The organism is Mesorhizobium sp. M0045, from assembly GCF_040323385.1.
Taxonomy (GTDB): Bacteria; Pseudomonadota; Alphaproteobacteria; order Rhizobiales; family Rhizobiaceae; genus Mesorhizobium.
The window spans coordinates 1-13,727 of record NZ_JAMYUY010000025.1 but is presented as its reverse complement, the minus strand read 5'-3'; the positions used below and the strand labels follow the sequence as shown (position 1 = coordinate 13,727).

Genomic DNA, 13,727 nt, shown 5'->3' with positions numbered 1-13,727 from the left:
GTCGACGCAAGGCCCGTTGACAAGCCCAAAATTGCGCCGGCCCAAGCCAATTTGACGCATTGCAGCAAAAAATCGAAATCGGATCACAGGAAAGGCGCAATCGATAGACGCGACATCACTGCCGGCAGGGCGGCCGCGACATTGCGCCCGGCAAGATCGATGCGCGGCACCGTCACGCCGACAACGAGTTCGCTGCAGTCTTCCTGGAAGCGGGCCATTTTGCCGACTGGCACCAGCCGGATAATGAGGTCGATCACGCAGCTTGGCTCGAACTGTATCGGTTTGGGGCCGAATCCCGGCACCTCGACGAGGCCGGCTATGCTGGCTGGTGCGCGGCAGACCAGCCGCCCCTCGCAATCGGCGGCAAAGAGCTGGTCATCGCCGATCAGCCGGGAAAACAGCCCGCGCTGGCTGCAATGATCGATCAAGGCGAGCGCCAGCGTCGTCTTGCCCAAGCCGGACGGTCCGGTGATGAGAATGCCGCGATCACCTATCAGGATCGCGGTGCCGTGAATGTGTTCAGGCTGCACAATAGGACCAGGCGTGATTGGAATTCATCCCTCAGCCTTCCGCCGGCAGCGTCACCACGAAGCGCGCGCCCTTGATCTCGCCAGGCTTGGTGCCCGGGATGTTCTCGGCGCTCAGCGTGCCGCCATGGGCTTCAACGATCTGCCTGGATATCGACAGGCCAAGGCCCGAGTTCTGACCGAACGCCTCGCCGGCCGGCCGATCTGTATAGAACCGCTCGAAAATGCGATCGATGTTATCGGCCCGGATGCCGGGGCCATTGTCGTCGACGGTGACGATGTTGAACTTGCCGGCGCGTGCCAGCGATATGGTGATGTGGCCACGATCTTCGGGAACGAACGAGCGGGCATTCTCGATCAGGTTGGTGATCACCTGGCCGATCCTCAGATCATGGCCGACGACGAAGTAGCCTTTCACGCCCTGCGGCAGTTTGGCGACCTTGAACTCGATCTCGACCGCCTTCTTGTTGCGCGTGGCCTCGCGCGAGACGGCGACCAGATCGGTGATGAACTTCTTCAGGTCGACGGTTCCCGCGTCTTCCCGCGCCAGCTCGGCATCAAGACGGGAGGCATCGGAAATATCGGTGATCAGGCGGTCCAGCCGCCTCACATCGTGCTGGATGATATCCATCAGCCGGCTCCGCGAATTGTCGTTCCTGGCCAGCGGCAATGTCTCCACAGCGCTGCGCAGCGAGGTAAGCGGGTTCTTCAGCTCGTGCGAGACATCCGCGGCAAAACTTTCGATCGCCTCGATACGGGCGTAGAGCGCATTGGTCATGTCGCGCACGGCGATCGAGAGATTGCCGATCTCGTCCTGGCGGTCGGAGAAGTCGGGGATTTCCTCGCGGTTCTTGACGCCGCGGCGAACCCTGACCGCCGCCGCGGAAAGCCGGCGAAGCGGGTTGGCGATGGTGGAGGCCAGCAGCATCGACAGGATGGCGGTAACCAGGGCGGCGATGCCGAACACACGCAGGATCGCCTTGCGCTCGGCCGCGACGATCTTGTCGATGTCGCCGCCTTCGGTCGACAGCATCAGCACGCCGAGAACGGCACGGAAGCGCTGGATCGGCACCGCCACTGAAACGATCTGCTCGCCCTGCTCCGAGATCCGCACGATCGTCGACGGACTGCCGGTAAGCGCCTTGACCACTTCCGGAAACGCAGCACCGTTGCCGCCCGGCTGCTCGCGATAGACAGGCAGCTGCTTGTTGCGGAAGAAATCAAAGACGAATTTTTGGATGCGCTCCAGAAGGTCCGGCTGTTCCACTTCGACCGGCGGCAGGTCGTAGCGAAGGATCTGGCCGCGCGAATAGAGATGGCGGGAATCGAGCAGCAGGTTGGCGTCGCGGTCATAAATGCGGGCGCGCGTCCGCGTTGGCGAGATCAGCCGCCTGAGCACCGGCGCCACGCGCTCCGGATTGATCGGGAAATCGAGATTGTCGAGCTGGTCGGAGCCCGGCCCGAGGCTTTCGCCGGCCTGCAACTCAAGCAGCTTTTCCGGATCGATGCTGATGGAATCGGTTTCGACCGTCGCTGACGCGGCGATCGCGCCGGCGATGATCTCGCCTTGGGTCATCAGGCTCTCGACACGGGCGTCGATCAGCCCATCGCGAAAGGTGTTGAGGTAGAGAATGCCGGTGACCAGGACGGCAAGGCCGGCGAGATTGAGAAAGAGAATACGCCGTGTTAGGCTGGAAAAAATGTGATGGCCGAGAAACCGGCGCATCGGCACCGTAATTTTCGACACCAAGGCGGGCAGAATCCGCGGCGGGCGCCTGGCGGCGCCCGACCGTCTCACTCGCTCTACTTCCACTGCCATCGAATAGCAGCTCCCGCTCGGTAATTAGTGAGTAGTGAGTAGGCAGCAGGAATAGAGAAATGGTTGGCTGAGATCGCGGCGATGCATGAGTGGCCGCTCGCATCATTCAAAACTGACTACCGACTATTCCCCACTGCCTACTGCCTATTCATGCTTCGCGGAACCGATACCCGACTCCGTAAAGGGTTTCGATCATTTCGAAGTCATCATCGACGGCCTTGAACTTCTTGCGCAGCCGCTTGATGTGACTGTCAATGGTGCGGTCATCGACATAGACCTGCTCATCATAAGCGGAATCCATCAGCGCATCACGGCTTTTTACGACGCCCGGACGCTGTGCCAGGGAATGCAGGATGAGGAACTCGGTGACGGTCAGCGTCACCGGCTCGCCCTTCCAGGTGCAGGTGTGGCGCTCCTGGTCCATGACAAGCTGGCCGCGCTCAAGCGACCGAGCCTGCTGGTTGGGCGCCTTGGCCGCCGCCTCGCGGGTGCTGGCGCGGCGCAGCACGGCGCGGACGCGTTCGACCAGAAGACGCTGCGAGAAGGGTTTGCGGATGAAGTCGTCGGCGCCCATCTTGAGGCCGAACAGTTCATCGATCTCATCGTCCTTGGAGGTCAGGAAGATCACCGGCAGGTCGGATTTCTGACGCATCCGGCGCAGCAACTCCATGCCGTCCATGCGCGGCATCTTGATGTCGAGGATGGCGAGGTTCGGCGGGCGCGCCGCCAGTCCCTCCAGCGCCGATGCCCCATCCGTGTAGGTTTCGACCCGATAACCCTCGGATTCGAGGGCGATCGAAACCGAAGTCAGAATGTTGCGATCGTCGTCGACAAGCGCGATTGTTGCCATTTCAAGCGGCTCCCTCATGAGCTGTCCCTTCTTTCGTCGAGAAGGGGCTTTTGCAGGACAAATTAGGTACAAAATGTGGCATAGGCTTTATCCGCTGTCACGCGCGGCACGCCGGCGGCCACAATTGTACCTCGATATGGATTGGACGAATGAACATCGCCAATCCTTTGGGCAACCATCAGTGTTTTTGCACATATAAACGATTTAAACAACTTTCAAAATATTTAAATCGATTAATGATTTGATATCATTCGCCTTTTCTGGTTTTGACGTTATTAGCTCCTGCAATGGGGTTTCCGGAATTCGCCGGTAAAGACGCGGTAAATCGAAGAAGGGACACCCATGTCGGAAGCCGGCAAACGCAATCCTGCATGTGCAATCGATCGGATCGGCCTGAGAACCACTGGCGTGGTGCGCTATAATTTCGGCGCGGCCGCGCTCTACGAGGAGGCAATCCGCCGTGGCGAGGCCCGACTCACCGCGCATGGCGCGCTTGCCGCCGAGACCGGGCAGCACACCGGCCGCTCGCCCAGGGACAAATTCGTGGTGCGCGACGAAAGCACCGCGCCGCATGTATGGTGGGACAACAACAAGGCGATTTCGCCGATCCAGTTCGATACGCTGCTCGCCGATTTTCGCGCCCATGCGGCTGGAAAGGACCTTTATGTGCAGGACCTGGTCGGCGGTGCCGACGAGGAACTGAAGCTGCCGACCAGGGTGATCACGGAGCTTGCCTGGCACTCCTTGTTCATCCGCAATCTGCTCATCCGGCCTGCAGCCGCCGAACTCGAGCATTTCGTGCCCGATTTGACGATAATCGACCTGCCGTCGTTCCGCGCCGATCCCGCCCGCCACGGCACGCGCGGCGAAACGGTGATCGCGGTCGATCTTTCGCGCATGATCGTGTTGATTGGCGGTACCTCCTATGCCGGCGAGATGAAGAAGTCGGTGTTCACCGTGCTCAACTATCTGCTGCCGGCAAAAGGCGTGATGCCGATGCATTGCTCGGCCAATGAAGGGCCCGCCGGCGACGCGGCCGTTTTCTTCGGCCTTTCCGGGACCGGCAAGACGACGCTGTCGGCCGACCCGTCGCGCACGCTGGTCGGCGACGACGAGCATGGCTGGGGACCGCACGGCGTCTTCAATTTCGAAGGCGGCTGCTATGCAAAGACGATCAAGCTTTCGGCCGAAGCCGAGCCGGAGATCTTCGCCACCACCCAGCGCTTCGGCACCGTACTGGAGAATGTGGCGCTCGACGCCGGCCGCGTGCCGGATTTCGACGACGGCGGGCTGACCGAAAACACGCGCTGCGCCTACCCGCTCCATTTCATCCCGAACGCCAGCAAGACGGGGCGCGCCAGCCACCCGAAGAACATCATCATGCTGACCGCCGACGCATTCGGCGTGATGCCGCCGATCGCGCGCCTGACCCCGGCGCAGGCGATGTATCATTTCCTCTCCGGCTATACCGCCAAGGTGGCCGGGACCGAGAAGGGCGTTACCGAACCCGAAGCGACGTTTTCGACATGCTTCGGCGCACCGTTCATGCCGCGGCATCCGTCGGAATACGGCAATCTGCTGCGCGAGCTCATCGCCCGCCACGGCGTCGATTGCTGGCTGGTCAACACCGGCTGGACCGGCGGCGCCTACGGCACCGGCAAGCGGATGCCGATCAAGGCAACGCGGGCGCTGCTTGCGGCGGCGCTCGACGGCTCGCTGAAAGCGGCCGACTTCCGCACCGACGCCAATTTCGGTTTTGACGTACCGGTGACGGTTGCCGGCGTCGACCGCGCCATTCTCGACCCGAGATCGACCTGGGTCGACAAGCCCGCCTACGACCGGCAGGCGGCAAGGCTGGTCGGCATGTTCGTCGACAATTTCGAAAAGTTCGAAGCCCATGTCGACGCCACCGTGCTCGGCGCCGCACCACGCATGCAGGTAGCGGCTGAATAGCCGTCGCCCTTGGTGATGCTTCAAGGCCCGGCTTCGATCGGGCCTTTTCTTTTTTCGCCTGCCGCGCCATGACTGCGGCATGAACGCCGACGACAAGATCATCATCACCGACGATGCGGTGATTAATCCGGGCGACCTGCACGAGGACTTCATCCGTTCGTCCGGCCCGGGCGGCCAGAACGTCAACAAGGTGGCGACGGCAGTGCAATTGCGCTTCGATGCCGCCAATGCGGCTGGCCTGTCGGAGCGGGTGCGCGAACGAACCATCAAGCTTGCCGGCCAGCGCGCCACCAAGGACGGCGTCATCGTCATCGAAGCCGGACGCTTCCGCACCCAGGAGCAGAACCGGGCGGACGCCCGGGCGCGGCTGACGGCACTGGTTGCCAAGGCCGCCGAACCACCGCCACCGCCGCGCAAGAAGACCAGGCCATCCAAAGGCGCGGTCGAAAGACGGCTCAAGAGCAAGGCCGGGCGCGGCTCGATCAAGAAAATGCGCGGCCGGGTTGAGGATGAGTGACAGCCGAAGCGGCTTCGGATCTCAGATCGCCGGCGTAACGCGCGCAGCTACTGTCGGAGGCGGCTTTCGGGTCGCCGTTTTCGTTTGACGGTGGCATTCTGATTTTCCAGACCAACGGATCAAGCAACGCGATGCTCGTACTGCCCAAAGGCGTCCGCCATATGCCCGGCCACCTCTCGCGCGCCATGCAGGAAGTGCTGGTGGAAGATATCAGGAAAGTCGTGGAGGAAGCCCCGCTGTTCGTGCCGGCAATGCCGCGTACCGGCACGGAGATGAGCGTGCGCATGACCAATTGCGGCCCGCTGGGCTGGGTCACCGACAAGGAGCACGGCTATCGCTACCAGCCGACCCACCCGGTGACCGGAAGGCCTTGGCCGCCGATCCCGGAGATGCTGCTCGATCTGTGGCGGGACGTATCTGCCTATGCGCACCCGCCGGAGGCCTGCCTGGTCAATTTCTATTCGCAGGATGCCAAGATGGGCCTTCACCAGGACCGCGACGAGGCGGATTTCTCGGCACCGGTCGTCTCGGTGTCGCTCGGCGACGAGTGCCTGTTCCGGATCGGCCAGACGACGCGCGACGGCGCCACCAAATCGTTCAGGCTGAAGAGCGGCGATGTCGTAGTGCTTGGCGGCGAAGGCCGGCTCTGCTTTCACGGCGTCGACCGTATCTACCCCTCGACCTCGGCCTTGTTGAAGAACGGCGGGCGGATCAATCTGACGCTGAGGCGGGTGACGACGCCGACATAGGCTGTTCGGGTGCCCGGGGGTGCCAGTAGCACGACCGCCGTTGTAGCGTTTGGCCAGCAGCAGGGCACTGCCCCGGCCAGGGTTGCAAGCCCGGAGCTGGCGGTGCGTTGCATCGTTGCGCGCACGCCAGGCCTGGAGCGCCAACAGCCGATCTCGGGCGGTCCGGGAATCGCATCATCTCGAGCCGTTCCGCAAACCTAGACCAGCGCTGGCGAATACCCAGTGGCGAAGCATCACATAGTTGACGAGCGGGATTACGAGGCATGTCAGCACAATCGGAATCTGCGCCTGCAGGCCCAGAATCCCGGACAACACGGCGGGCAGAAGAAATGACACCGCCAGACCAAGCAATGTCAGCACGAAAAAGCGAGGCGCCTCGAAACGATGCGCCCCGCTGGACGCGAAGGTAAAATACTTGTGGCCGGCGTAGGAGTAGAGGGCCGCGATGACGTAAGAGAGCACCGAGCCAGAAGCGGGCCGCATCAATGGCGTTTCCCCCATCGAAAATACCGCGGCAAGCAGTGCGTAGAGCAGAGTGGCGCCAAGGCCGATAATCAGGAAACGCGCCGGCTGCTTTGCAAGTCTGAAGCCCGAACCGGCGCTAAACACGGCCGCTGCATATATATTGCGCCCCGAGCGGCAGGTGCGAGACCCAGCCCTCGACCTTGCGCGCGACCGAATTCGCGAAAGGAAACATCAGAAAATGTCTACCTTCGACCTCTGTGAGGCCGGCTGTCTCCATGAGATTCCCGGCTTGGCGGCGACTGATCAGGACAGCATCTTCATCGAAGGGGCAGCGGAAGACGGCAAGGCGTGTCAGCGGATTGTACGGGTTGTGCTCGATCACCGAGACAACGCCGCCGGGTCGGACGACGCGTCGCATCTCGCAAACAAAGCTCGGCCAATGTTCAGGCGGCACATGATGGACGACGCAAACGGCGAATGCGAGGTCGAATGTGCCGTCCGCGTAAGGCAGCACGGGAGCCGTGTAGTCGGCATAGGTGACCCAGGGGTTTTCCTCACGCGCCCGGGCGATGGATTCCCTCGAAATGTCGCAGCCGTGAAGGTCTGGAAAAAGCGGCTTCACGTAAGGATGCAGCGCGCCGATCCCGCAGCCGACATCAAGCGCCCGAACGCTGCCGTCGCGCCTCGCGATACCGCGTGTCGCGATCAGGTCGGCGAGAGGGGCCAACTTGGCCTGCAGGAAGAAGTCATGCTTCAGCCCGGAGAACCTGATCGAGTCGTCGACCGTCCTGTTATAGGTGGTGCGATATTGATCGAAGAGTTCGGCCATCAACCAAACCTTCTGTCGCGTGACGCCGACAACGTCGCCTCGGTGTTTCGATTGTCGACTTCCGCCCGGAGCGCGTCCTCGAAGCCAGTAAGGCGATCAATGACGTAGAGCGGCCGGCGCTTGATCTCGGAGTGGATCCCGCCGACATAGAGGCCGACGATACCGGTCATGAACAGGTTGATCCCCGACAAGAAGGAAACAATAACAACTGTCGACGTCCAGCCTTGGACAACACCGAAACTGAATGCCCAGGAAGCCACGGCGAAGAGCCCGAGCAGCGCGGCTACCCCCGAGATAGCGAGCCCGGCCCAGAGCGCCATACGCAAGGGTTTTTCCGAAAAGCCGATGACCCCGTGGACAGCCAGGCGGAGCATCTTCCAGAAAGGATACTTTGTTTCACCTGCGGCGCGCGCCGGCCGCTCGAATGAGACCGCCGTCTGCTTGAATCCCATCCAACCGAACATGCCGCGCACGAAACGGTTGCGCTCCGGCATCTGCTTGAACGTATCGAGAGCCTTGCGGCCGATTAGCCGGAAATCGCCAACGTCGCGGGGAATGTCGACCGAAGTCATCTTCTCCATCAGCCGGTAGAAGATGCTGGCTGTCAGCCGTTTGAACCAGGTTTCGCCTTCGCGCCGCATACGCCTCGCGTAGACGATTTCATAGCCCTCCTTCCACTTTTCCACCAGTTGGAGAACGACTTCCGGGGGATCCTGGAGGTCGGCATCCATGACCACCACGGCTTCGCCGGCAGCCGCATCCATGCCGGCCGTAATTGCAATCTGGTGCCCGAAATTGCGCGACAGTTCGATCAGCCGGAAGCGTGGCTCCTCGGCAACCATCCCACGCAGGTAGATCACACTCGTGTCGGTACTGCCGTCGTCGACGAAAATAGCCTCTGCCGGTGCGTCCAGCACGTCGAGCAGGGCGACTATTCGCCGGATAAGGAGTGGAAGAACCGCCTCCTCGTTGAAGATCGGAATGACCAGGGAATAGCGGAGCTGCGTCGCACGAACTCCGGTACTGCTCGCGTTGATCACAGACTGCTCCCGACAGATCCGCTGGAATTGCCCATCGAACACTAGCCGGGATAGCCTAAGGCGCCGTTAACCGCGCCGTTACAGTTTCCTGAGCGCCACTTCCTCGACCAGATGGTTGGCGCCCTTGCGCAGGATGAGATCGGCTCGGGCGCGGGTCGGCAATATATTCTCGCGCAGATTCTTCAGGTTGATGTTGGTCCACAGACCCTCGGCGATGGCGCGGGCCGCATCCTCGGAAAGTTGCGAATAGCGGTGAAAGAAGGAGGCCGGGTCGCGGAAGGCGGTTTCGCGCAACCGCATGAAGCGGGCGATATACCAGTGATGGATCAGCGCCTCCTCCGCATCGATGTAGATGGCAAAGTCGAAGAAATCCGACAGGAAAGGCACGATCTTGCCGTCCTTCGGCAGCTTGCCCGGCTGCAGGACGTTAATACCTTCGAAGATCAGGATGTCGGGCCGGTCGATGGTTTGGAACGCGCCCGGAATGACGTCATAGGTCAGGTGCGAATAGACTGGCGCGCGGACGTTGCGCTGCGCCGATTTGATGCCGGACAGGAAACGCAGCAGCGCGCCGACGTCGTAGCTGTCGGGAAAGCCCTTGCGCTCCATCAGATTGTTGCGGCGCAGGACTTCGTTCGGCAGCAGGAAGCCGTCGGTGGTGACCAGGTCGACCTTGGGACTCGACGGCCAGCGCGCCAGCAGCTCCTTTAGCACGCGCGCCGTGGTCGATTTGCCGACCGCGACGGAACCGGCAATGCCGATGATGAACGGTGTCTTGGCCGCGTCCAGCGCGTTGAAGAAGGCCTGGCGCTGCCTGAACAGGAGTTGACTGGCTTCGACATGAGCCGACAACAGCCGCGACATCGAAAGATAGATGCGCTCGACTTCGTGGAGATCGACCGGATCGTTCAGCGACCGCAGACGACGGATTTCGTCCTCGGTGAGCGTCATCGGCGTATCGGCGCGGAACCGCGACCATTGCTCGGCCGAGAAGAAACGATAGGGTGAATACTTCTCGGTAGGAGCGAGCTGGTCCATCGAGTTCCTCCGCAGCGATCAGCCCCGGTCCAGCCGAGACGCCTTTTCGGCGATGCCCGAACGACCGGTGCGGCGTTCAAGCTCGTTGAGCACATCGCTCAGCGGAATGTCCGCTATGCCGAGAACGACAAGCCAATGATAGATGAGATCGGCGCTTTCCGAAACAAGCGCGTCCCGGTCGGCGCTGACGGCTGCGATTACCGTTTCGACCGCCTCTTCGCCGAGTTTCTGCGCTGCCTTGCTCATGCCGCGCTGAAAGAGCTTGGCCGTCCACGAATCCGGATCGCCGGAACGCGCGCGTTCGCCAATAATCTTCTCCAGATCGGAGAGCGAGAACTCGGTCATGACGGCGTTTACAGCCTCTTCTTAGCCGGAAAGGCTCTAGGACCGATTACCCGGCGAGTCCAGCCGCATCGGCAGTCCGGCCTGAGCCATGTGCAGCTTGGCTTCGGCGATGCTGTAGGTGCCGAAATGGAAGATCGACGCCGCCAGCACCGCGCCGGCATGGCCGTCGCGAATGCCTTCGACAAGGTGGTCGAGCGTGCCGACGCCGCCGGAAGCGATGACCGGCACGCGTACGGCATCGGCGACCGCGCGGGTAAGGGCGATGTCGTAGCCGGCCTTGGTGCCGTCGCGGTCCATCGATGTCAGCAGGATCTCGCCGGCGCCGAGATCGACCACTCGCCGAGCGAACTCGACGGCGTCGATGCCGGTCTTCTCGCGGCCGCCGTGGGTGAATATCTCCCAGCGATCGGCCTCGCTCGCAGCGGACACTTTCTTGGCATCGATGGCGACGACGATGCACTGGTTGCCGAATTTGTCCGCTGCTTCGGCGACAAAATTTGGGGTCTTCACCGCCGCCGTGTTGATCGACACCTTGTCGGCGCCGGCCAATAGCAGCTTTCTGATGTCGGCGACCTGACGGACGCCACCGCCAACGGTCAGCGGCATGAAACATTGTTCGGCGGTGCGGGCGACGACATCGAAAATGGTCTCGCGGTTTTCCGACGAGGCGGTGATGTCGAGAAAGCAGAGCTCGTCGGCGCCGGCCGCGTCATAGGCTTTTGCCGCTTCGACGGGATCGCCGGCATCGACCAGGTCGACGAAATTGACGCCCTTGACGACACGACCGTTCTTGACGTCGAGACAGGGGATGACGCGGGCTTTCAGCATCAGATCCTCTCGATCGCCGCAAGAAAGTCGACGAGCAGCTGGCCGACGACGGGCGGAACCTCGGACTGGGAATCAAAGGCCGGGTCGTATGCCGAGAGCGTAACGCCCACGATCGGGATGGACCTGGCCAGTCCGCAGGCAAGCTGCCGTAGCTGTTCCGGGCTCGGACCGCCCGGATGCGTGTAGCGGTTCACCTGCAGCACATTCGGATCGACGACGTCCAGGTCGAGATGCAGATGCGCCCGCATAGTCCCTGTCGCCGTGAGCTTTTCGATCATATGGAGTGCGCCGGCACATTCGGTGCGCACGATCGGCAAGGCTTCCAGTAGGCGCTTTTCGTCGGGATCGAGGTCGCGGGCATCGACCAGCAGGCAGCGCGCCGGGTCTATCGGCCGGAACCCCGGAATCGCTGCCGCCATCGGACGCCAGCAGAGCCCGAGAGTCGCCGCCAGCGCCATGCCGTCGAGAAAGCCGTAGGGCGACGTCTCCGGCGTGTTGAGATCGCCATGCTGGTCGATCCAGATGATCGAATCCGCGGCTTCACCGGCAACCGCACCGGCGGCGGTCAGACAATTTCCAGCAAGGATAATCGGGAAGCGTCCTCCATCGCGGGCGAGGCTAACCTTGGTCGCTACAGTGTTGCAGACGGCAAAGCCGGTTGCGATTTCGCGCCCCTGCTCGTCTCCGACCTTGCCGATATCTTCGACGGTGACGTCATGGCCGGCCACGGTCAGGGCTTCGACGAGCCCACCGCCGATGATAGCGTCCGGCCCCTGGCCGCACCCTTCATGATGGTGCCCGCTGTCATAAGGGGCGACGATAATCGAGACTTTCATGATGACGCCCCTGCCGTCGGCTTGCCGCGCAGGATCGCCAGCGCCTCGGCCGGATCGATGCGGCCGTCATAAAGCGCGCGGCCGGAGATCGCGCCTTCGAGCTTGCGGGCATCGGGCATGGTCATGCGCACGATGTCGGCGATCGAGGCGAGCCCGCCCGAAGCGATGACCGGGATCGACACCGCGTCGGCGAGATCGATGGTGGCGTCCCAGTTGATGCCGGTCAGCACACCGTCGCGGTCGATATCGGTGTAGATGATGGCGGCGACGCCGGCACCCTCGAATTTCCTCGCCAGTTCGATCACGCCGAGACTCGAGGCCTCGGCCCAGCCTTCGACCGCGACCTTGCCGCCCTTGGCATCGATGCCGACGGCGATCTTGCCCGGGAATGCCTTGCAAGCCTGCCTGACCAGATCCGGATCGCGCACCGCTACGGTGCCAAGAATGACGCGGGCAAGCCCACGGTCGAGCCAGTCCTCGATCTGCGCCAGGGTGCGGATGCCGCCGCCGAGCTGCACCGGATTGCTCGTCGCCTTTAGGATGCCGCCGACCGCCGCGCTGTTGACGCTCTGGCCCTTGAAGGCGCCGTTGAGGTCGACGACGTGCAGCCATTCGAAGCCCTGCTCTTCGAAGGCGCGCGCCTGGGCCGCCGGATCGTCATTGTAGATCGTCGCGGTCGCCATGTCGCCGTGCCGGAGGCGCACGCATTTGCCGTCCTTGAGGTCTATGGCCGGAAACAGGATCACCTTCAGGCGCCTTCGACGATGACAAAGTGCCCGGTCGAGCCGGCGAGCCTGTACTTCAAGGCCTCCTGGTATTCAGGCGAGCCGTAGCATTCCAGCGCCATTTCATAGGATTCGAATTCCACCAGCACGTGGCGATTGCCGGTCGGTCCTTCCGGGCTGGTATACCGCCCGGCGCGCACCGGGAACTTCGCGCCGTATTTCGCGAAAGCCGCGGCATTGGCCTCGATGTACTGCTTGTAGATCTCGGGATCGTGGACATCGACCAATGCCATCCAATAGCCCTTCTTGCTCATGGTTCAGGGCCTCCAGCCTAGGAAATTGGTGATCAGCGCCAGGCCCAGCGCCTGGCTCTTCTCGGGGTGGAATTGCGTTCCGGCCAGGTTGTCGCGGACGACAGCGGCCGTTATCGGGCCGCCATAGTCGGCAACCGCCAGCACCTCATCCTCTTCCCGTGCATCCAGATGGTAGGAGTGGACGAAATAGGCGTGCAGTCCCTTGCCGCCCGTCGCAATGCCGGAAAACAGCGGATGCTTGCGCTTCAGGTCAATCGTGTTCCAGCCGATCTGCGGGATCTTCAGCGTCGGATCGGCCGGCGTGATCTCCTTGACGTCGCCGGCGATCCAGCCAAAGCCCTTTGTGACGGTCTTTTCCAGGCCTCGCTCCGACATCAGCTGCATGCCGACGCAGATGCCGAGGAACGGCCGAGCCTTGGCGATCGCCACCTCCTCGACCGCCTCCCACATGCCGGCGACCGCACGCAGTCCAGCGGCGCAATCGGCATAGGCGCCGACGCCGGGCAGGACGATGCGGTCGGCGGTCCTGACCCGCTCGGCATCGGCGGTGAGTTCAATCGCGGCGGCAATGCCGGCTTCATGCGCGGCACGCTCGAAGGCCTTGGTGGCCGAGCGCAGATTGCCCGACCCGTAGTCGATGATCGCGACCCTCATCTCAGGGCTTTCCCGGAATATGGTTCAGCCCCAGTGCCAGGCCCATCTGCGCCGGCCGGGCATGTGCTGCGTCTGGGACGATACGCTGCCCAGGAGTTTGTGCATCCGAATCCGCAGCGGCTTCCAACACATAGCGGATGTCGGCGTGGGGGGGGGGGGGGGGGGGGGGCGGCGCCCCCCCCAAGAAATTAGATTAAAAAAACAAACACCCCCCCCCCCCCCACAAAAGAGAGGAGTG

16 protein-coding genes and 1 pseudogene are annotated in these 13,727 nt (G+C 62.5%); 3 read left to right on the top strand and 14 right to left on the bottom strand.

What is annotated here, in order from left to right; all coding sequences use genetic code 11:
• Positions 1 to 83: 83 nt before the first annotated feature.
• From NKJ72_RS27080 to NKJ72_RS27070, 3 genes are all read right to left on the bottom strand, one after another.
• Entirely contained in the window at positions 84 to 530 is a 447-nt protein-coding gene (locus NKJ72_RS27080; protein ID WP_352480190.1) for an HPr kinase/phosphorylase, read from the bottom strand.
• A 31-nt stretch (positions 531 to 561) separates the two neighbouring features.
• Positions 562 to 2,346, bottom strand: a complete 1,785-nt coding sequence (locus NKJ72_RS27075) for a sensor histidine kinase (RefSeq protein WP_502901904.1) — start codon at positions 2,344 to 2,346, stop codon at positions 562 to 564.
• 148 nt (positions 2,347 to 2,494) lie between these two features.
• Positions 2,495 to 3,196, bottom strand: coding sequence for a response regulator transcription factor (locus tag NKJ72_RS27070; protein ID WP_023677547.1), 702 nt, complete (start codon positions 3,194 to 3,196; stop codon positions 2,495 to 2,497).
• 342 nt (positions 3,197 to 3,538) lie between these two features.
• On the opposite strand from NKJ72_RS27070, the gene NKJ72_RS27065 reads away from it, so the two are divergent.
• The 3 genes from NKJ72_RS27065 (at position 3,539) to NKJ72_RS27055 (ending at position 6,415) form a co-directional block, all read left to right on the top strand.
• Positions 3,539 to 5,149, top strand: a complete 1,611-nt coding sequence (locus NKJ72_RS27065) for a phosphoenolpyruvate carboxykinase (protein WP_352480189.1) — start codon at positions 3,539 to 3,541, stop codon at positions 5,147 to 5,149.
• A 79-nt stretch (positions 5,150 to 5,228) separates the two neighbouring features.
• A complete protein-coding gene (gene arfB, locus NKJ72_RS27060) occupies positions 5,229 to 5,666 on the top strand; it encodes an alternative ribosome rescue aminoacyl-tRNA hydrolase ArfB (RefSeq protein ID WP_352480188.1) in 438 nt (145 codons plus the stop codon).
• Positions 5,667 to 5,797: 131 nt separating this feature from the next.
• Positions 5,798 to 6,415, top strand: a complete 618-nt coding sequence (locus tag NKJ72_RS27055) for an alpha-ketoglutarate-dependent dioxygenase AlkB family protein (protein WP_352480187.1) — start codon at positions 5,798 to 5,800, stop codon at positions 6,413 to 6,415.
• A gap of 174 nt (positions 6,416 to 6,589) precedes the next feature.
• Here NKJ72_RS27055 and NKJ72_RS27050 read toward each other — a convergent pair whose 3' ends face one another.
• The 11 genes and pseudogenes from NKJ72_RS27050 to NKJ72_RS31035 all read right to left on the bottom strand — a co-directional run.
• Positions 6,590 to 7,024 carry a GtrA family protein gene (locus NKJ72_RS27050; RefSeq protein WP_352480186.1) on the bottom strand — a complete coding sequence of 145 codons (435 nt, stop codon included), beginning with the start codon at positions 7,022 to 7,024 and terminating at the stop codon, positions 6,590 to 6,592.
• A complete protein-coding gene (locus NKJ72_RS27045) occupies positions 7,017 to 7,709 on the bottom strand; it encodes a class I SAM-dependent methyltransferase (protein WP_352480185.1) in 693 nt (230 codons plus the stop codon). The genes NKJ72_RS27050 and NKJ72_RS27045 overlap by 8 nt, the downstream gene beginning before the upstream one ends.
• On the bottom strand, positions 7,709 to 8,749 hold the full coding sequence (locus tag NKJ72_RS27040; protein WP_502901905.1) for a glycosyltransferase family 2 protein: 1,041 nt from the start codon (positions 8,747 to 8,749) through the stop codon (positions 7,709 to 7,711). Before NKJ72_RS27040 ends, NKJ72_RS27045 begins: the two co-directional genes overlap by 1 nt.
• Before the next feature lie 78 nt (positions 8,750 to 8,827).
• Positions 8,828 to 9,787 carry a type I pantothenate kinase gene (gene coaA / locus NKJ72_RS27035; protein WP_352480184.1) on the bottom strand — a complete coding sequence of 320 codons (960 nt, stop codon included), beginning with the start codon at positions 9,785 to 9,787 and terminating at the stop codon, positions 8,828 to 8,830.
• Between the two features lie 18 nt (positions 9,788 to 9,805).
• Positions 9,806 to 10,132, bottom strand: coding sequence for a phosphoribosyl-ATP diphosphatase (locus NKJ72_RS27030; RefSeq protein WP_254815934.1), 327 nt, complete (start codon positions 10,130 to 10,132; stop codon positions 9,806 to 9,808).
• A 36-nt stretch (positions 10,133 to 10,168) separates the two neighbouring features.
• Positions 10,169 to 10,963 (bottom strand): imidazole glycerol phosphate synthase subunit HisF, encoded by a 795-nt coding sequence (hisF, locus tag NKJ72_RS27025; RefSeq protein ID WP_352480243.1) that lies wholly within the window; start codon positions 10,961 to 10,963, stop codon positions 10,169 to 10,171.
• On the bottom strand, positions 10,960 to 11,796 hold the full coding sequence (locus NKJ72_RS27020) for an arginase family protein (protein WP_352480183.1): 837 nt from the start codon (positions 11,794 to 11,796) through the stop codon (positions 10,960 to 10,962). The genes hisF and NKJ72_RS27020 overlap by 4 nt, the downstream gene beginning before the upstream one ends.
• On the bottom strand, positions 11,793 to 12,542 hold the full coding sequence (gene hisA, locus NKJ72_RS27015) for a 1-(5-phosphoribosyl)-5-[(5-phosphoribosylamino)methylideneamino]imidazole-4-carboxamide isomerase (RefSeq protein WP_352480182.1): 750 nt from the start codon (positions 12,540 to 12,542) through the stop codon (positions 11,793 to 11,795). Before hisA ends, NKJ72_RS27020 begins: the two co-directional genes overlap by 4 nt.
• A 2-nt stretch (positions 12,543 to 12,544) precedes the next feature.
• Positions 12,545 to 12,835, bottom strand: coding sequence for a DUF1330 domain-containing protein (locus NKJ72_RS27010; protein WP_352480181.1), 291 nt, complete (start codon positions 12,833 to 12,835; stop codon positions 12,545 to 12,547).
• Between the two features lie 3 nt (positions 12,836 to 12,838).
• Positions 12,839 to 13,489, bottom strand: coding sequence for an imidazole glycerol phosphate synthase subunit HisH (gene hisH / locus NKJ72_RS27005; RefSeq protein ID WP_352480180.1), 651 nt, complete (start codon positions 13,487 to 13,489; stop codon positions 12,839 to 12,841).
• Between the two features lies 1 nt (position 13,490).
• A pseudogene (locus tag NKJ72_RS31035) lies at positions 13,491 to 13,634 on the bottom strand (DUF2628 domain-containing protein); the annotation flags it as partial.
• Positions 13,635 to 13,727: the final 93 nt, after the last annotated feature.

What these genes read in the sequence shown, in the direction of transcription:
- NKJ72_RS27075 (WP_502901904.1), bottom strand. Translation starts at nt 2,346, where the DNA reads ATGGCAGTGGAAGTAGAGCGAGTGAGACGGTCGGGCGCCGCCAGGCGC.
- NKJ72_RS27070 (WP_023677547.1), bottom strand. Translation starts at nt 3,196, where the DNA reads ATGGCAACAATCGCGCTTGTCGACGACGATCGCAACATTCTGACTTCG.
- NKJ72_RS27065 (WP_352480189.1), top strand. Translation starts at nt 3,539, where the DNA reads ATGTCGGAAGCCGGCAAACGCAATCCTGCATGTGCAATCGATCGGATC.
- arfB (WP_352480188.1), top strand. Translation starts at nt 5,229, where the DNA reads ATGAACGCCGACGACAAGATCATCATCACCGACGATGCGGTGATTAAT.
- NKJ72_RS27055 (WP_352480187.1), top strand. Translation starts at nt 5,798, where the DNA reads ATGCTCGTACTGCCCAAAGGCGTCCGCCATATGCCCGGCCACCTCTCG.
- NKJ72_RS27045 (WP_352480185.1), bottom strand. Translation starts at nt 7,709, where the DNA reads ATGGCCGAACTCTTCGATCAATATCGCACCACCTATAACAGGACGGTC.
- coaA (WP_352480184.1), bottom strand. Translation starts at nt 9,787, where the DNA reads ATGGACCAGCTCGCTCCTACCGAGAAGTATTCACCCTATCGTTTCTTC.
- NKJ72_RS27030 (WP_254815934.1), bottom strand. Translation starts at nt 10,132, where the DNA reads ATGACCGAGTTCTCGCTCTCCGATCTGGAGAAGATTATTGGCGAACGC.
- NKJ72_RS27020 (WP_352480183.1), bottom strand. Translation starts at nt 11,796, where the DNA reads ATGAAAGTCTCGATTATCGTCGCCCCTTATGACAGCGGGCACCATCAT.
- NKJ72_RS27010 (WP_352480181.1), bottom strand. Translation starts at nt 12,835, where the DNA reads ATGAGCAAGAAGGGCTATTGGATGGCATTGGTCGATGTCCACGATCCC.
- hisH (WP_352480180.1), bottom strand. Translation starts at nt 13,489, where the DNA reads ATGAGGGTCGCGATCATCGACTACGGGTCGGGCAATCTGCGCTCGGCC.